Here is an 18,759-nt window from a genome sequence, read left to right on the forward strand (position 1 = left end):
GCAAAAAGCTCCGTCTTTTTTATAAGACTTTATGAGTTTATTCTCATAAGGTCTTTTTTTGTTTCTGGAGGTGATAAATTTCTAAATATAAAGGGAAAGACCAAGTTCAGCATATAGAAATTGCTAGAGATATTGCTGAAAGTTTCCATCATAACTATGGGGGAACATTCTTATTACTAGAGTACAAAATACAAGAAGAGACTGCTGTATTACCTGGATTAGATGGTCGGAAAATGAGTAAAAGTTATTATAATATAATTCCATCCATTGAAGAGCCAAAAAGTTACAAAAACTCATAAATAAAATCAAAACTGATTCATTACACCAGAAACACCAAAAGATCCCGATACATCTATTATATTCACATCTTATACTGAAACTGAAAAGAAGAAAGAGCAATATTTACAAGGAATTGGCTGAGGTAGCCAAAAAGGAATTGTTTAATGTAATGAATAGATTTATTGAAGTATCGCGCGAGAAATATAATGAATTAATGTCTTCTCCAAAAACTCTGGATAAAAATTTAAAAGAATGATCAGATAAAGCAAAAGAAATTAGTGTACCATTCTTAAAAGACATTAGAAGTAAGATTGGTATCAGGTGAGAAATTTGACCTATAAGGTATTTTGGACAAATGTACTAAACTAGCGGTAGCTTTTCTTTATAAGGGGAAAGCTTATAAAAAGGCAGGTTAGTGAAACTTCCCTGAGTAATTGATAAACTTAAAACACATTTGAAACTAAAGTTTACTCATTATGGAGAGCAGGGATAAATCATCTTCACTTTTATTTATTTGGAAGAAGAACACTGGAATAATAAAATTTACCTTAGAGATATTTCAGATGCTTTTAAAAAAACTATTATCAATTAAAGGTTAAATTATCTAAAACATTTATTCTTGACATATGATCTTATCCTGAAAAAAAGACAAGTTGGTCGTGGATTTTATTCATTTCAATCAGGTATGTTATCACTTGGTTATTAGTAGCCGTGCTTGCGATGATTCGTGTTGGAGAGTAAAAATTACAAAAGGTATGGCCAAATCACTAATGATTTGTAGTATCTTGATTACGACAGTAGGTGTGGCGGTGATGAGCTTAACCTTCATACATGATCTTACCCATACAATTGTCGCGTTCATTGGATATGCGCTATTTGGACTTGGAATTTAATATTATCTATTATCTTTTTGGGTCCAAAAGATGCCGGTAAAACATCTAATGCTTCTAAAAAATCACCGCTGGTAGTAACCGGAACCCTATTGCAGAATAATTAGCAGTTGGAAATGTAAAACGCTACATATAGTGGCGTTTTCAAAAAAAAATGAAGGAATGAAGAGATTATGAGAAGTGAATTAATGGAAATTCTGGAATCCCGTAAAGAGGAAATGATTAAAATTCGCAGGCACCTACACGAAAATCCTGAGCTTTCTTTTAAAGAAGAAAAGACAGCTCAATATATTATTGATTTTTATAAAGAAAAGGACGTAGAAGTTCAATCTAATGTAGGTAATGGATACGGAGTTATCGTGACCATTAAAGGTGGAAAGCCTGGAAAAAACATCGGTCTTCGAGCTGATTTTGATGCACTTCCAATCGTTGAAGAAACGAATATAGCCTTTAAATCAAAAAATGAAGGCGTTATGCATGCGTGTGGTCATGATGGACATACTGCCTACTTATTAGTCTTAGCCGATTGCCTCATTCAATTAAAAGATGAAATTCCAGGTACAATCAAAATTATTCATCAGCATGCGGAGGAGGTTCCGCCTGGCGGGGCAAAGAGTATTGTAGAATCCGGGGTGCTTGACGATTTAGATAATATATTTGGCATCCATCTGCTGCCAATGGACGAAGCAGGAGTTGTTGGTTATCATGCTGGATATTCTTTTAACGGCAGGGCTTATTTGAAATTAAAAGTTCAAGGTAGAGGTGGACATGGTTCCTCACCACATCTAGCGAATGATACCATTGTCGCTGGTGCTCATTTTGTTACCGCTGCTCAAACGATTATTAGCCGTCGATTAAGTCCTTTTGATATTGGTGTGATTACGATTGGATCTTTTGATGGAAAAGGAACATTTAATATAATTAAAGACAGCGTAGAGCTTGAAGGCGATATTCGTTATATGACTGTTGAAACGAGAGATAAAATTGAAAAAGAAGTTAAACGTCTTGTAAAAGGACTTGAAGAAGAATTTGGTGTAACATGTGATCTAACTTATACGAATGACTATCCACCTTTATATAATGATCCTGAATTAACAGGAAAGGTTGCTGAGTCACTTAAGAATGCAAATGATAAAGATATTAAAGAAGTAAAGGAATTTCCAGCAATGCCGCCATCTGAAGACTTTGCTTACTATGCTGAAAAAATTCCTTCCTGCTTCTTTTACATTGCTTGTACACATAAAGGAGTAGAAAAACCTTATTTTAATCATAATCCTAAATTTGATATCGATGAAGATGCCCTTCTCGTGGCAGCAAAAGCAGTAGGATATGTTGTTTGTGGTTATTATGAGTTAGATTAGGAAAAAGAATAGAATATTTGTAAGACGTGGTACAGATGATGACTTGCTTTGCTGTATTAGATAATTCTATTGATAATAAGCAACTGATACCGAGAAAGGCTAAAGAATGGGTTGTAGCTGATAGTCGGATCTCCGTGTGAAGGGAAACTTTCATGCATGGTGGAGGGAGGGGCTAACTTAGGCAATGATAACTTCGAATTTTCACCTATTTTTATGAATGGGAATACAAATAAACCATCCCCTTTTATAAAAGAATGCCCCAATTGAATTTTTATAAGGGCGTGTTTTGATAAATCTAAACACGCCCTTATAATCTGTTATTTTATCAGGGTAAGGTATAGATTTGATCATACTTTATAGACATGTTTTAAAAGGTGCCTGCTAACCAAATTAAAGTCCCAGTTTGACGCTGGTAAACAGTAATGGAAAATCGTTTTGTTAACACGTCAAGTATTGTAGAATAATTATTTACCTTTGGGTTTTTTTTGCCGAAAAAATAGATGTGGTTCAATACCAAAAGTTATAGTTTCAGCTCCTAAATACTTGGTCTTTTCTTTTTAATCTGGACAAAACTGTAAACTATACTACTTAGGAGTATTCATTAACTCCCTTACATGCGAAATTCCAAATAAAGGATTATTAAATCCTCCTTTTTTGTATTTGGTTCGAATACATAATGATTTAACAAAGAAAGTGAAAATAAATACGTGATGATAAATATAAACCTTATTGATCTAAATTATGTTATTCTATTTCTGTTTACAACAGTCCGTCTGCAAAACTGAAATGGGGGTAAGAGGTAAATGGATAAGGAAAAGGAAATCAAACTAAAGAAACCAAAGAAGTCGTGGGTATGGGTTCTAGCAATTATCATCATTGCTAATATAGCAGGTGGTGGGGACAAAGAGGAAGTTGCAAAAGAGAAAGCTTCTGCAACTACTGCTGAACTTAGGGAGGAAGCTTCTAACCAATCTTTACTGCTGCAAGCATTCTCGCGTGTCGCGAATTTTCTCTTTTTCCATACATCAATTATGTTAAAACTATAGACTTATGTAATTTCCTATCTTAAAAATTTAGCCTTATAGTCAATCGGAAAAATGCAAAAATGTTTCGCTTATACATAAGCTTGTTTGGATTCCTTGCGAATAGAAAAGCAGCTAATAAGTTTGATTTTTCGTAGCTAATAACTTCTAAATTATATACTGTTCATAAAGTTGAAAATTGTCTGTGGTGAAATTTCAGAAAATAAAGTTTTTTCAGATAACCATTGAAATGTCCATTAAAAACCGATAGTATACAACTATTAAAACAACTTTATATCAGCGGATGATGATTGTGGGAGAGACTAAACATTGTTTAGCACCGAAGGAGCAAACCCTAAAAAGCAGGGGACTAATCTCTCAGGTAAAAGGACTACAATAGGACGCGTCTCTGAAGAGAGCCATAGGCCACCGAAGGAGTTAAACTCTCAGGTAAAAGGACAGAGGAAGGTAGGAAAATCCCTATCTTTCCTCTGTCCTTTTTTTACTAGGAAAGATAAAAAGAGAGGAGGTGCATTAAGGTCTGTGATAAATGAGTCTATCTTTTGATTTGTACAATTAACGCTATATTTTCAAAAAGGTTGGTAGATCTATTTCACTATATCTAGTACCTATCCAAGAAAGCGCTTACAGTGGTGGACAGTTTCCCAGTACGCTAATAATTCACACTCATTGAAAGACAGACTCTTTATTGGGAAAAAATCCAAGTATCCTATAAAAGTAGAAAGTGGGAATTCGTATGCAGGAACAAAAGTTAGATAGAGGGCTAAAAAACAGGCACGTACAACTCATCGCTATTGGTGGGGCAATCGGAACGGGATTATTTCTTGGAGCAGGAAAATCTATTCATTTAGCCGGGCCATCCATTTTAATTGCTTACATGATTACAGGCGTCATTTGCTTTTTAATCATGCGCGCACTTGGAGAACTACTCTTATCTAATTTGCACTATCATTCCTTTGTCGACTTTGTAAGAGACTATTTAGGTAAAATGGCTGCATTTGTAACCGGCTGGACCTACTGGTTTTGCTGGATTTCAATCGCAATGGCCGACTTAACAGCAGTTGGTCTTTATACTCAATACTGGTTTCCCTCTGTACCACAGTGGATGCCAGGATTAATTGCACTTGTCATTCTACTATTTATGAATCTTGCAACGGTAAAACTTTTTGGCGAAATGGAGTTCTGGTTCGCATTAATTAAAGTCATAGCTATTCTAGCACTAATTGTTATCGGTATTTTCATGATTATTAAAGGCTTTTCCACTGATTCAGGCGCAGCAAGTTTCACGAATCTATGGAGTCACGAAGGTATCTTCCCAAATGGAATAAATGGTTTTATCCTCTCATTCCAGATGGTAGTGTTTGCGTTTGTTGGCATTGAACTTGTAGGACTAACAGCAGGTGAAACAGAGGATCCAGAAAAAGTTATCCCCAAAGCGATCAATAATATTCCTATTCGGATTATAATTTTCTACATTGGCGCACTTATTGTCATTATGAGTGTTTATCCGTGGAACGCAATCATCCCAACGGAAAGCCCATTCGTCCAAGTATTTGTGGCCGTAGGTATCGCTGGAGCTGCTGGTATCATCAATTTTGTCGTCTTAACATCGGCGGCTTCGGCATGTAACAGTGCAATCTTCAGTACAAGCCGGATGGTATACTCACTTGCCAAAGATAAAAATGCACCTGTACCGTTTGCAAAACTTAATGACCGTAAAGTACCTTCCAATGCATTGGTCTTTTCAACGGTTGTCATTTTAATTTCCGTTGTTTTGAATTATTTAATGCCTGAAGGAGTATTTACCTTGATTACAAGTATCTCTACAGTATGTTTCATTTTTATTTGGGGAATTACAGTCATCAGCCATTTGAAATATCGTAAAACAAGACCAGATCTAGTGAAAATGAACAAATTTAAATTACCACTTTATCCATTTTCCAATTACTTGATCCTTGCTTTCCTAGCGTTCGTCCTTGTTGTTCTTGCACTTGCGAACGATACTCGTGTTGCCTTAATCGTAACTCCTGTTTGGTTTATTATGCTGGTTGCGATTTATAAGATGCGCAAAACGCAGGTAGATCAGGCGGATCAGAGAGAGGCAGCGGGGAATTAAGTAGCAAGAAACCCTTTGATTCCATTAACGGTGTTTGTCCAGATAGCTGCCGCTCCATATTTTCCAACTCGTGAGTAAAAAATCTGCCCGTTATAAAAAGCTTAAGATATCTGGATGATCATATTAAAATTAAAAAAAATATCTCAGAATATTATTGTTAGCGCTTTCAAAAATGCTTGACATAATTATTATCAACAACTATTCTAAATGTACCAAATTGAATAAGCGGATGACAGTTGTGGGAGAGTGCAAAGCGACAAGCCACCGAAGGAGCAAGTTCCAAAAAGACCCTTGGAACAAATCTCTCAGGTAGATGGAACCACAAATGGACGCACCTCTGGAGAGCGCGTATAAACATTTACGCCACCAAAGGGGAAAGGCTCTATTAAAGATGGAGCTAAACTCTCAGGTAAAAGGACAGAGAAGGGTAGAGAACGCTACGACCCTTTTCTGTCCTTTTTTGCGTGCAAAAAAGGGTGTAAAGCATACTGTTATTAACAGTTTTCATAGAAAAGTAGGCCTGTAGCGGGAAAGAAACTTAATTGTCTAGTACCATATTGAAATTCGTTATTAAGTAAAAATTCAGAATTACGCGAAAACATTAGGAGGAAAATAAAATGAGTTTACAACAAAATGATTTTACCATTTTTGATGCTATTGAGAAGGAAGGACAACGTCAACATGAAACACTGGAATTGATTGCATCAGAAAACTTCGTTAGCCCTGATGTATTGGAGGCCATGGGAAGCGTGATGACAAATAAATATGCAGAAGGTTATCCAGGAAAGCGCTATTATGGCGGATGTGAATTTGTCGATGTGGCAGAACAAGCAGCTATTGAGCGCTTAACAAAGCTTTTCGGTGCCAAATATGCAAATGTTCAGCCTCACTCAGGTGCACAAGCCAATTTCGCAGTTTTTTTCGCACTGCTTCAGCCTGGTGATAAGGTGATGGGAATGAACCTTTCACATGGTGGCCACTTAACTCATGGAAGTCCAGTCAGCGTTTCAGGAAAATGGTTTGAAGTTGTGTCTTATGGAGTTAGAGAAGATACACAGCTAATTGATTATGATGAGTTGGAAGCTATTGCAAAGAAAGAAAAACCTAAATTGATTATTGCTGGGACAAGTGCCTATCCAAGAACGATTAATTTTGCACGATTTAGAGAAATTGCCGATCAAGTTGGTGCAAAACTTATGGTGGATATGGCTCATATAGCCGGGCTGGTAGCTACTGGTCTTCATCCTTCCCCAATCCCATATGCAGATGTTGTGACAAGTACAACTCATAAAACATTAAGAGGACCACGGGGGGGAATCATTTTAACGAACGATGAAGTAATAATCAAAGCGATTAATAAATCCGTATTCCCGGGAATTCAAGGCGGTCCACTAATGCATATCATTGCAGCAAAAGCAGTTGCTTTCAACGAGGCTTTACAACCAAGCTTTAAGGATTATGCGAAACAAGTCATTGAAAATGCTACAACACTTGGCGAAACATTAAAAAATGAAGGTGCAGCCCTTGTTTCTGGCGGAACAGATAATCATATTGTCCTTTTGGATTTACGTCCGTGGAATTTAACAGGAAAAGAAGCAGAGAAGTTATTGGAAGACGCGGGCATTACCGTTAATAAAAATACGATTCCCTATGATCCAGAAAAGCCATTTGTTACTAGCGGTATCCGAATGGGGACAGCAGCTTTAACAACTCGAGGTATGAAGAAGGAAGAGATGGTGAAAATTGGCGAAGTGATTGCAACGGTTCTAAAAAGTAAAGGGAATAAAGCCGTTATTGAGAAAGCAAGAGTAACAACTAAAGAGATTTGCGGTGTTTATCCGTTATTTCAAGAGCCAACGACTGTGTGAAGAAAGGGGCAGCAATTATGCCTTTGCTGAAACCTGAGCAACGGCCATGGCAGCGAGATATGTCTTTTGGAATCATGGCAATGAAAGAAACCGGTAACAGGTGAAAGAACATCTATTTTACAAAAAATCATAATTGGGGGTAGATCATGGGTATTGAAACAGCATTAAAGCAAACACCGCTTTTTGAAGTATATAAAAAATACGGAGCAAAAGTTATAAATTTTGGTGGCTGGGCTCTGCCGGTTCAATTTACTAGCATTTTAGAAGAGCATGAAGCTGTTCGAACTGAAGCAGGACTTTTTGATGTTTCTCATATGGGAGAAGTACTTGTGGAAGGGAAAGATGCCGAGAGTTATATTAACTACCTTGTTACAAACGATGTAACAAAGCTTAGCATCAATCAAGCACAGTATACCGCAATGTGTTATCCAGACGGTGGAACCGTCGATGATTTATTAGTTTATAAATTAGGGAATGAAAAATATTTACTCGTCATTAATGCCGCAAATATTGAGAAAGATTACGAATGGATGAAGCAGCATGTAAAAGGAGAGATGGCACTCCAAAATATTTCGGAAGACATCGCTCAGCTTGCCATCCAAGGACCAAAGGCAGAAAGCATTTTGCAAAAGTTAACGGAAATAGATTTATCAGAAATTGGTTCTTTTAAATTCGCCCAACATGTCAACATCTCGGGGATTACCGATGTACTTGTATCCCGTACAGGTTACACAGGAGAAAATGGATATGAACTTTATTTATCTGCAGACAAAGCGGAAGTACTTTGGGAAAAGATCTTAGAAGCAGGAGCCACGAATGGATTAAAACCATGCGGACTTGGTGCACGGGACACGCTTCGGCTGGAAGCACGTCTTGCACTCTATGGCCAAGAACTAAGTAACGATATCAGCCCGCTGGAAGCAGGAATCGGCTTTGTCGTAAAGACGAACAAAGAAAGTGACTTTATTGGAAAATCTGCTCTTACACAACAAAAAGAAACTGGATTAAAACGAAAATTAGTAGGGATTGAAGTAATAGGCCGGGGAATTCCGCGTCATGGTTACAAGATAATTTCTAAAGATGGAGAGGAAATAGGTATTGTGACATCAGGAACACAATCACCATCTTTGAAGAAAAGCTTAGGTCTTGCCTTGGTATCAGCCGATCAAGCTGAAGTAGGGACGCCGATACAAGTGGAAATCCGAAATAAACAGATTGAAGCCGTTATTGTTAATGCACCATTCTATAAAAGGTAAGCGGAAATATTTTAATAGAGTTATCGTGTAGTTTTCAGGAGTCGATTTCGGTTACCTTGCATGCAGCCTTGAAATCGGCTCCTAAGGGTAAAATCATCTAAATTATATTCTGAATTATGGCAATAGTGAAAAAAACCAAAAGAAAAGGGGAAAATACAATGACGAAGGTAATATCAAGTTTTAGATATAGCAAAGAACATGAGTGGGTACAACAATTAGAAGGAAATCGTGTACGTATTGGAATCACTGATTATGCACAAAAGGCGTTAGGTGATATCGTCTTTGTTGAAAACCCAGCGATTGATGATGAAGTAGCTGTAAATGAATCGATGGGAACGATCGAGTCGGTTAAAGCAGTTTCCGAACTTTACTCACCTGTTTCAGGTACGGTAGTTACTGTAAATGAAGAGTTAGAAGGCGCTCCAGAGACGATTAACGAGCATCCATTTGAAGCAGGGTGGTTAGTCGAAGTAGAAATGTCCAATCCAGAAGAGTTAGACTCGCATCTAAACGAAGATGAGTATCAAGCATTTACTAATGAAGGAGAGGAATAATATGACAGCCACTTATAGATACCTTCCTGATACGAAACAAGACCAAGACGAGATGCTCACATTTTTAAATATTTCTTCGATAGATGAGTTATTTGGAGATATTCCAGCTGAAATCAGATTGCAGGGTGAGCTAAACATCCCAAAGGCGGTTCCTGAACCTCTGCTTGTGAAAAGAATGAACCAGCTTGCTATCAAAAACAAAAATGCGAATCATTACCCGACTTTCCTAGGCGCGGGTACATATGATCATTACATTCCAAGTGTGGTAAACCATATGATTTCACGCTCCGAATTTTACACAGCCTATACACCTTACCAACCGGAAATCAGTCAAGGTGAATTACAAGCAATTTTTGAATTTCAAACGATGGTTTGTGAGTTGACAGGTATGGATGTGGCTAATTCTTCCATGTACGATGGTTTTACATCGCTTGCAGAAGCTGCATCACTTGCTGTTGCATCTACAAGACGTTCGAAAGTTCTTGTATCCAAAGCGGTACATCCTGAATCCAGGGCTATTTTACATACAGTAGCAGGAGGCCCGGGATATACAGCTGAGGAAGTAAACCTAGCTGATGAGGTTACAGATTTAGGGAAGCTGCAAGAACAAATAGATAAGGACACTGCTGCCGTAATTGTTCAATATCCGAATTTTTTCGGTTCCATTGAGGATATAAAAGCAATTAAGAAAATTGCGGAAGAACAGGGTGCCCTTTTAATCGTAAGCGCCAATCCTCTTGCACAAGCACTCTTGCAGGCTCCTGGGAAACTTGGGGCAGATATTGTAATCGGTGATATGCAGCCATTAGGAATCCCAATGTCCTTTGGCGGTCCGCACTGCGGCTATTTTGCGGTAAATAAAAAACTCATGCGCAAAATCCCAGGACGCATTGTAGGCCAAACAGCAGATGAAAAAGGACAGCGTGGATTTGTGTTAACACTTCAAGCACGTGAACAGCATATTCGCCGTGATAAAGCCTTATCCAATATTTGTTCCAACCAGGCATTAAATGCTCTTGCCTCTTCTATTTGTATGACATCACTTGGTAAGCAAGGGATTCGTCAAATGGCACAGCTAAACATTGAGAAAGCTGATTACATGGCGAAAACTCTAGAGCAGAAGGGCTTTACCATAATCAATGAGGCACCATTCTTCAATGAGTTTGTTGTCGAGCTTCCTCGTCCGGTAAAGGAAGTCAATGCAAAACTTCTTAAGGCGGGTATTATCGGTGGATTTGATTTAGAAAGTGATTACGGTTTTGAAAATAAAATGCTGCTAGCTGTGACTGAGCAGCGAACAAAAGAAGAAATTGACCAATTTGTTGATGCTTTGGAGGCGATTGTAAATGGTTGAATATAATGAGTTAATTTTTGAAATAAGTCGTCCAGGACGGGTAGGTTCAAGTATTCCGGATAGTGACGTTGACTATGTTGATATAAATGAAAAATTTCCAAAGCATTTAATTCGTGACGAACCGGCGGAGCTGCCAGAAGTATCAGAGTTGCAGCTTGTCCGCCACTACACAGCGCTCTCAAATAAAAACCATGGAATCGATAATGGATTCTATCCACTGGGTTCTTGTACGATGAAGTACAATCCGAAAATAAATGAAGATGTGGCACGGTTGGAAGGCTTTAGCCGCATTCATCCATATCAGCCCGTTGAAACAGTACAAGGTGCATTAGAAGTTTTATATGAATTACAGGAAGAGCTAGCCGTCATTACAGGAATGGATGCTGTAACATTACAGCCATCCGCAGGGGCTCAAGGGGAATGGACAGGTTTAATGATGGTTAAGGCGTATCATGCTCAAAAAGGTGAAACCAGAACGAAAGTACTTGTTCCAGACTCAGCGCACGGTACAAATCCTGCAAGTGCAAGTGTTGCTGGTTTTCAAACGATCACGATTCCATCCGATAAAAATGGATTAGTTGACCTAGAAGAATTAAAGAAACATGTGGGATCTGATACAGCTGCGCTAATGTTGACAAATCCGAATACCCTTGGACTTTTTGAAAAAGAAATTGTGGAAATTGCTCAGGTTGTTCATGAAGCAGGGGGCCTATTATACTATGACGGAGCGAATGCCAATGCCATTTTAGGTAAAACAACACCAGGTCAAATGGGCTTTGACATCGTGCACTTAAATCTGCACAAAACATTTACTACGCCTCATGGAGGTGGCGGACCAGGGGCAGGTCCTGTCGGTGTGAAAGAGAAACTTATTCCTTACTTGCCAGTGCCGCGCATAGAAAAAGAAGGTGATAAATATGTGCTGAACGCTAATTATCCGCACTCTATCGGAAGGGTAAAAGGGTATTATGGAAACTTCGGAATTCTCTTGCGGGCGTATACGTATATTCGCACGATGGGTCCAGAAGGGCTGCGCCAAGTATCAGAAAGTGCCGTGCTTCATGCTAATTACCTTCGTAAAAGATTAGAGCCATACTTTGAAGCGCCATATTCACAAATTTGCAAGCATGAATTTGTCCTATCCGGATCCAGGCAGAAAAAGCTGGGTGTAAGAACACTTGATATGGCAAAACGTCTGCTAGATTTCGGCTACCATCCGCCGACCATCTATTTCCCGTTAAATGTAGAGGAATGTTTGATGATTGAACCGACAGAAACAGAGTCGAAAGAAACACTCGATGCATTTGCGGATGTAATGATTCAAATTGCCAAAGAAGTAGAAGAAAACCCTGGGGTAGTTTTAGACGCACCACATACTACGGTGATTGGGCGATTGGATGAGGTCCAAGCAGCTAGACAACCAATCTTGCGTTATTCCAAAGAGGAAGTAGTAGAGGAAGCAACGGTAACGTCATAAATGAATGATTGAACATGGACCACCAAGGATGGATTATAAAGAAAAGAATCTCAATATTTCATTCTAGGTGGTTTCATAAGCGTGTTTAAAAAGGATATTGAGAACTAAAAAGACAGAGCAATGGAGAAACTCAATCGGCCTTTTTTTAGCCCTATTGATCAACCTATTTAAAGCTAAAATTACATCTGCTCATAGGAGTGAGAAATAAAATGTCCATCACTGATCTTCGTAAACCAGAATGGCTTAAAATTAAATTAAATACGAATGAACAATATACAGGCTTAAAGAAAATGATGCGTGAAAAAAAACTTCATACTGTTTGTGAAGAAGCAAGATGTCCTAATATTCATGAATGCTGGGCGGTACGAAAAACGGCAACTTTCATGATTTTAGGAAGTGTATGTACGCGGGCTTGCAGATTCTGTGCAGTTCAAACAGGGCTACCATCAGAGCTTGATTGGGAAGAGCCCGAACGTGTCGCAGAATCAGTAAAGCAAATGAACTTAAAGCATGCGGTGATTACCGCTGTTGCTCGTGATGATTTAAAAGACGGCGGAGCAGAAGTATTTGCAGAAACCGTAAAGGCAGTGAGGCGGCAAAATCCATTTTGCAGCATTGAAGTTCTCCCCTCGGATCTGAATGGGGAATATGACAACTTAAAAACATTAATGGATGCAAGGCCAGATATTTTGAATCACAACATTGAAACAGTAAAACGCTTATCTCCCAGAGTTCGTGCACGTGCAACATACGAACGTTCACTAGAGTTTTTAAGGCGGGCAAAGCAAATGAATTCCACTATCCCGACGAAATCAAGCATCATGATTGGTCTAGGAGAAACAAAAGAAGAAATTATGGAAACAATGGATGATCTTCGCGCTAATGATGTGGACATCATGACTATTGGTCAATATTTGCAGCCTACTAAACGACATTTAAAGGTCGAAAAATATTGGAGCCCAGAAGAGTTTGAAGAACTGAAAAACATTGCCATGTCAAAAGGGTTTAGTCATTGCGAATCCGGTCCGCTTGTTCGCTCCTCCTATCATGCAGATGAACAAGTTCGGGCAACTAAGGTTAATGCGTAATCATTTTTCAATAAACCATTAAGAAAGGGGAGAATCAGATGATAGTCAAAATAAAAATAACAGAGGCAGCCATGAATAAACTGAAGGAAATGACATGTAAGGGTGCCCAAATTCCTCGCATTGACGCTGATATTGCCGGCGGCTGCGGGCTGTCGGTGAAGTTCTCCCTCTTATTGGATGAACCCCGCCGAAACGATGCAATTATTGAATATGAGGGACTTCAGCTTAGATTAGATCATTTTACAAAACGCTATTTAAATGAAGAAACACAAATTGATTATATAGAAGATAGTGGCTTTATTGTTGGAAAAAGCTTTGCATCCAGTGCATGTGCCATTGAAATAAATTAAAGAATCGTCACGGCTTACCTATTAATAGAATAGATCGTGTTTAATATGTTAGTTGTTTTCTTACACTATCCATATATTCATGGTTATGAAAACAAAAGGGGGATGTATTAGGTGAATCAAAAATATGACGTTGTTATCATCGGTGGCGGCACCGGTGGATATGTTGCGGCCATTCGTGCGTCTCAATTAGGATTAAAAACGGCGGTAGTTGAACAAGGAAAACTTGGTGGAACATGCCTTCATGCAGGTTGTATTCCAAGTAAAGCATTATTAAGAAGTGCAGAGGTATATTCGAATGCAAAAAATGCAGATAAATTTGGTGTTATTGCACCGGAAGTTGGACTGGACTTCTCAAAAGTACAGGCCAGAAAAGAAGAAATAACAGAACGCTTATTTAAAGGTGTACAACATTTAATGAAAAAAGGGAAAATAGATGTGTTTGAAGGGAAAGGAAGTATTTTACAGTCAAAAGATGTTTTAGTGAGACTGATTCATGATGAACGGGAAACAATATTAAGCTCTCGAAATATTTTAATAGCTACAGGATCTCGTCCAAGGACATTACCCGGCCTAGAAGCAGATAGCGAATATGTGATGACATCGGATGAAGCGCTACAAATGAAAGAGCTCCCAAATTCCATCATTATTGTCGGCGGCGGTGTTATTGGAATAGAATGGGCTTCGATGCTTATTGACTTTGGATTAGAAGTGACTGTGATTGAGTATGCCGAGCGCATTTTACCGACAGAAGATAAAGATATTTCAAAGGAAGTACAGCGACTAATGAAGAAAAAAGGTGTGAAAATCGTAACAGGGGCAAAGGTACTTCCAGAATCGTTGGAAAAAGGTGACGGTGTCTCTATAAAGGCGGTATATAAAGGGAAAGACACGACATTTTCAGCAGAAAAATTATTAGTATCTGTCGGAAGATTAGCAAACATAGAAGGCATTCACCTTGAAAATACCAAAGTTGAAGTCGAGAGTGTTATTCAAACAAATGAGTATTATCAAACGAATGAGCCAAACATTTATGCAATTGGAGATGTGATTGGAGGATTACAGCTTGCCCATGTTGCTTCACACGAAGGGATCATCGCAATTGAACATATGGCAGGAGAAAACCCTGTGCCACTTGATCAAACTCTTGTTTCAAAATGCATATATAGTAACCCAGAGGTAGCTAGTGTAGGCTTAACAGAAGAGGATGCGAAGGAGAAAGGATATCAAGTAAAAACAGGAAAGTTCTCCTTCCGTGCGATTGGAAAGGCTCTTGTTTTTGGTGAATCAGATGGTTTTGTCAAACTCGTTGTTGAACAAGAGTCTAGTAAGTTGTTAGGAGCGCATATGGTTGGGCCACATGTAACCGATATGATTTCAGAAGTTGGTCTTGCACGAGTATTAAATGCAACAGCTATGGATATTGCGCATACGATACACCCTCACCCTACATTAGCGGAAGCAATTGGGGAAGCTGCCCTAGCTGTATATGGTAAGGAAATACACTCATAGATATAAAAATATTAAAAGAAGAGTTGAATACTTCTTCCTTAAGGGGAGGCGAACCATATGATAGGTGGGAGAAGTTCGATATTAAGTATCAAGTAGTTTCACTATGAAAACCGGAGATGTTAAATCGCGGAAGCGGAAGCGTCTGTCAGTAAAAAAATTTTAAGGTCTATCGTCCCTCTCACCGTAGTTCAAGATTGCTAGAAATGAAAGTGTAGTAACGGTATTGTTCGGACACCTATAGCGGTAGAGTTTAGCCACCCCTTCTGAATTCGAAAGTTTTTACATATTTTAATTACAAATCTAAAGGATGGTGAGAGACCATTGTATAAAGAAGTGAATGTTAACCGTGCTAAATTATTAATATCTTGTCCAGAGAAACCAGGTATTATCTCAGCTGTATCTAACCTTTTATTAGAAAGCAGAGCAAATGTTGTTCATTTTGACCAACATACGACGGATCCACAAGCAGGTATGTTTTTTATGAGGATCGAATTTGATTTAAACGACTTTGATGCTTCCTATGCAAAACTTGAAGAGGACTTACATGTGCTGGCCCAGGCTTATGCGATGGAATGGAACTTAAGCGGTAATAATAAAAGAAAACGAATGGCTATCTTTGTATCCAAAATGGATCACTGTCTTATGGAGCTTATATGGCGTTGGAAATCGAATGAACTTCCAGTGGAAATTCCGATGGTGATCAGTAATCATCCTGATTTAAAAAAAATAGTAGAAAGTTATGGCATCCCTTATTATCATATTCCTTTAGCTAATGAAACGAAGCAACAAGCAGAACAGAAAGCACTGGATCTATTGAAAGGGAAAGCAGACTTTATTGCCTTGGCTAGATATATGCAAATTCTTTCCCCTACATTTGTATCGGAGTTCCCAAATCAAATTATTAACATCCATCATTCTTTCTTACCGGCATTTGTCGGTGCAAATCCTTATGCGAGGGCCTATAACCGTGGTGTTAAGTTAATTGGAGCAACTGCTCATTATGTTACGAATGATCTTGATGAAGGACCCATTATTCAGCAAGATGTAAAGCGGGTTAATCATAGACATACAATCGAAGAATTAAAGGTTACCGGAAGTCATGTGGAAAGACAGGTTCTTGCCCAAGCTGTTTCTTGGCATATTGAAGATAGAGTTATTATTCATGGTAATAAAACAATCGTGTTTGATTAAATACAATATTATGATGTTCAATGATAGGAGATAAACTTTAAAGATAATTGAGGAACTTATTATTTTTCCAATATTTTTAAAGATTTTTCTCTACTAATCTATTAGAGCAGACAAAATACTCTTTCTTGGTAGTATTTTGTCATATCTCAACGCGACATCATTACTATTTATACCTATTCCTATATTAATGCCCACATCTCAATCTCTATTATAATTGAAATCAATTCCATAAAAGTTTTGCCACGTTTACTTAAACGAAAAACAGCTTGATTCATTTTGTGCATTTGTTGATTGAGGCGATTCACTGCTAATTTCTGAGCATTATAAATATAAATAAGCATCGTAAAATCGACATGTATTTTACCTTTTTCGCCTGTTCGATAACTGAAATTATTATAGTTAAAAGAACTCTTTTTAAGCATTGACTTGCTCAAGGGAAGTTCTCGTCTTGTAGAGCTTTTTCCATACTTTTTGAACATGTAACCGGGACGGGCCACACCAATCGCAGGGTTGGAAGTTATGTGTGGCTTCCATTATCCTGTAAAGGCAACGATCACATCTGGGCTATGTGCAGTTGTGGGAGCTGCGGTAGGTTTCCTTTGCTAATCGTGTTCAGAATTAAAAGATTAGGACCGTTTCACAAATAACGGCGAATTAGAACAAAAAGCGGCATATGAAGGCGGTTAAACAAATCTTTTCCCAGAAAAGGGGCATTACACGATGAAATATAGATCTGCATTCGATATAATCGGTCCCGTCATGATTGGACCTTCGAGCTCACATACAGCAGGAGCTGCCAGAATCGGCAGAGTAGCACGGACATTATTCGAAAAGCAACCGAAGAAAGCCATCATTTCTTTATATGGTTCTTTTGCAAAAACATACAGGGGACATGGTACGGATGTTGCTGTCGTAGGCGGAATTTTGGATTTCGATACGGATGATGAACGAATTCCCACTTCATTGACGATAGCGGAAGAAGCGGGTATGGAAGTTACCTTTATAATCGAGGATACGGTGATGGATCATCCTAATACAGTCAAAATCAGACTGTTCGACGAAAGTAAAGAATTAGAACTTGTTGGGATCTCGATAGGCGGCGGAACGATAGAAATAACAGAGTTGAATACGTTCAAGCTAAAATTGTCAGGTGAAAACCCAGCTATTTTAGTGGTACATAACGATGTTTATGGAATTATATCTTCCGTTTCAACGGTTTTAGCCAATCATGAAATTAACATTGGGCATATGGAAGTTTCACGTAAAGAAAAAGGTCAAATGGCTCTCATGGTGATTGAAGTCGATCAGAAAATCAAGAGCGATGTCATGAAGGAAATTGAAAGTTTGGAAAACGTGTCGCAAGTCATAAGGATGGTTGAATGATTAAAAGTGTGGGCACAGATATGGAGGTAAAAACATGTTCCGAAATGTAACAGAGTTGGTTGAACTTGCTGAAAGTAAAAATGTAAAAATCGCGGAAATCATGATTTTACAAGAAATGGAGTTTTCAAGCCTGTCGAGAGAACAGGTCATTGAAAAGATGGACAGGAATTTGACAGTGATGGAGCAAGCGGTTGAGAGAGGTCTTAAAGGTGTGCAATCCGTTACAGGTCTAACCGGCGGGGATGCCGTTCTTTTGCAAAATTATATCAAAACAGGCAAGGCACTCGGGGGCAACTTGCTACTGGATGCCGTCAGTAAAGCCGTTGCGACGAACGAAGTCAATGCAGCAATGGGAGTGATATGTGCAACTCCAACTGCCGGTTCTGCTGGAGTAGTTCCCGGTACGTTATTTGCCGTGAAAGAAAAATTACACCCAACCCGAGCTGAAATGATTGATTTTCTTTTCACCTCCGCTGCCTTTGGATTCGTGGTTGAAAACAACGCTTCCATTTCTGGAGCGGCTGGTGGCTGCCAAGCAGAAGTGGGCTCGGCAAGTGGAATGGCGGCAGCTGCGATAGTTGAACTTGCCGGCGGTACACCGAGCCAAGCCGCAGAAGCGATGGCGATCACATTGAAAAATATGCTTGGACTGGTTTGTGATCCAGTTGCTGGATTGGTCGAAGTTCCTTGCGTGAAACGAAACGCAATGGGTGCTTCCAACGCGATAACGGCAGCTGATATGGCACTTGCAGGCATTACGAGCCGCATTCCATGTGACGAAGTTATCGACGCCATGTATAAAATAGGATTGACCATGCCAGTTGCACTTCGTGAAACGGCAGAGGGCGGCCTAGCTGCGACTCCGACTGGGCGTAGATTGGCAAAGGAAATTTTCGGTTCATATAAATAAACCTACACCTTAAGCTCAGATATGAAATCCTTGTCCTCAAAAGTTCTCTGTATTGCAATACATTGGAGAAATAACAAAGTCACCTCTAGGTACAAAATTGAACCCTGTTCATGACTAATCAGGGATATAA

The 18,759-nt window shown here is 38.8% G+C and carries 16 protein-coding genes and 3 riboswitches; of the genes, 15 read left to right on the plus strand and 1 reads right to left on the minus strand.

Annotation, left to right across the window (positions count from 1 at the left end):
* Positions 1–131: 131 nt before the first annotated feature.
* The 13 genes from N9I19_RS08055 (at position 132) to purU (ending at position 16,336) form a co-directional block, all read left to right on the plus strand.
* A complete protein-coding gene (locus N9I19_RS08055) occupies positions 132–299 on the plus strand; it encodes a hypothetical protein (RefSeq protein ID WP_317777467.1) in 168 nt (55 codons plus the stop codon).
* A gap of 1,043 nt (positions 300–1,342) precedes the next feature.
* On the plus strand, positions 1,343–2,530 hold the full coding sequence (locus N9I19_RS08060; RefSeq protein ID WP_317777441.1) for an amidohydrolase: 1,188 nt from the start codon (positions 1,343–1,345) through the stop codon (positions 2,528–2,530).
* Between the two features lie 803 nt (positions 2,531–3,333).
* Positions 3,334–3,576: a hypothetical protein gene (locus tag N9I19_RS08065; RefSeq protein ID WP_061463190.1), complete on the plus strand. Its 243-nt coding sequence runs from the start codon at positions 3,334–3,336 to the stop codon at positions 3,574–3,576.
* Positions 3,577–3,856: 280 nt separating this feature from the next.
* Positions 3,857–3,956: riboswitch (glycine riboswitch) on the plus strand.
* A 3-nt stretch (positions 3,957–3,959) separates the two neighbouring features.
* Positions 3,960–4,016, plus strand: a riboswitch (glycine riboswitch).
* Positions 4,017–4,309: 293 nt separating this feature from the next.
* On the plus strand, positions 4,310–5,689 hold the full coding sequence (locus N9I19_RS08070) for an amino acid permease (RefSeq protein WP_317777442.1): 1,380 nt from the start codon (positions 4,310–4,312) through the stop codon (positions 5,687–5,689).
* 327 nt (positions 5,690–6,016) lie between these two features.
* Positions 6,017–6,120: riboswitch (glycine riboswitch) on the plus strand.
* Between the two features lie 186 nt (positions 6,121–6,306).
* Positions 6,307–7,557 (plus strand): serine hydroxymethyltransferase, encoded by a 1,251-nt coding sequence (gene glyA / locus N9I19_RS08075; protein ID WP_317777443.1) that lies wholly within the window; start codon positions 6,307–6,309, stop codon positions 7,555–7,557.
* A gap of 146 nt (positions 7,558–7,703) precedes the next feature.
* Positions 7,704–8,813: a glycine cleavage system aminomethyltransferase GcvT gene (gene gcvT, locus N9I19_RS08080; RefSeq protein WP_089362212.1), complete on the plus strand. Its 1,110-nt coding sequence runs from the start codon at positions 7,704–7,706 to the stop codon at positions 8,811–8,813.
* A 158-nt stretch (positions 8,814–8,971) separates the two neighbouring features.
* A complete protein-coding gene (gcvH, locus tag N9I19_RS08085) occupies positions 8,972–9,367 on the plus strand; it encodes a glycine cleavage system protein GcvH (RefSeq protein WP_317777444.1) in 396 nt (131 codons plus the stop codon).
* A gap of 1 nt (position 9,368) precedes the next feature.
* Positions 9,369–10,721 carry an aminomethyl-transferring glycine dehydrogenase subunit GcvPA gene (gene gcvPA, locus N9I19_RS08090; protein WP_317777445.1) on the plus strand — a complete coding sequence of 451 codons (1,353 nt, stop codon included), beginning with the start codon at positions 9,369–9,371 and terminating at the stop codon, positions 10,719–10,721.
* Positions 10,714–12,198, plus strand: a complete 1,485-nt coding sequence (gene gcvPB, locus N9I19_RS08095) for an aminomethyl-transferring glycine dehydrogenase subunit GcvPB (RefSeq protein WP_317777446.1) — start codon at positions 10,714–10,716, stop codon at positions 12,196–12,198. The genes gcvPA and gcvPB overlap by 8 nt, the downstream gene beginning before the upstream one ends.
* Positions 12,199–12,407: 209 nt before the next feature.
* On the plus strand, positions 12,408–13,286 hold the full coding sequence (gene lipA / locus N9I19_RS08100) for a lipoyl synthase (RefSeq protein WP_317777447.1): 879 nt from the start codon (positions 12,408–12,410) through the stop codon (positions 13,284–13,286).
* 38 nt (positions 13,287–13,324) lie between these two features.
* The gene (locus tag N9I19_RS08105; RefSeq protein WP_317777448.1) at positions 13,325–13,636 is read left to right on the plus strand and encodes an iron-sulfur cluster biosynthesis family protein; all 312 of its coding nucleotides are present in this window, start codon (positions 13,325–13,327) and stop codon (positions 13,634–13,636) included.
* Positions 13,637–13,747: 111 nt separating this feature from the next.
* A complete protein-coding gene (lpdA, locus tag N9I19_RS08110; RefSeq protein WP_317777449.1) occupies positions 13,748–15,145 on the plus strand; it encodes a dihydrolipoyl dehydrogenase in 1,398 nt (465 codons plus the stop codon).
* Positions 15,146–15,466: 321 nt separating this feature from the next.
* A complete protein-coding gene (gene purU, locus N9I19_RS08115; RefSeq protein WP_317777450.1) occupies positions 15,467–16,336 on the plus strand; it encodes a formyltetrahydrofolate deformylase in 870 nt (289 codons plus the stop codon).
* Positions 16,337–16,515: 179 nt separating this feature from the next.
* On the opposite strand, the gene N9I19_RS08120 is transcribed toward purU, so the two are convergent.
* Entirely contained in the window at positions 16,516–16,770 is a 255-nt protein-coding gene (locus N9I19_RS08120; RefSeq protein ID WP_317777451.1) for a hypothetical protein, read from the minus strand.
* A gap of 286 nt (positions 16,771–17,056) precedes the next feature.
* Here N9I19_RS08120 and sdaAB point away from each other — a divergent pair, with 286 nt between their 5' ends.
* On the plus strand, positions 17,057–17,719 hold the full coding sequence (gene sdaAB, locus N9I19_RS08125) for an L-serine ammonia-lyase, iron-sulfur-dependent subunit beta (RefSeq protein ID WP_317777452.1): 663 nt from the start codon (positions 17,057–17,059) through the stop codon (positions 17,717–17,719).
* 34 nt (positions 17,720–17,753) lie between these two features.
* A complete protein-coding gene (sdaAA, locus tag N9I19_RS08130; protein WP_317777453.1) occupies positions 17,754–18,629 on the plus strand; it encodes an L-serine ammonia-lyase, iron-sulfur-dependent, subunit alpha in 876 nt (291 codons plus the stop codon).
* Positions 18,630–18,759: the final 130 nt, after the last annotated feature.

The organism is Peribacillus sp. CSMR9 (assembly GCF_033141925.1).
Lineage (GTDB): Bacteria > Bacillota > Bacilli > Bacillales > DSM-1321 > Peribacillus > Peribacillus simplex_A.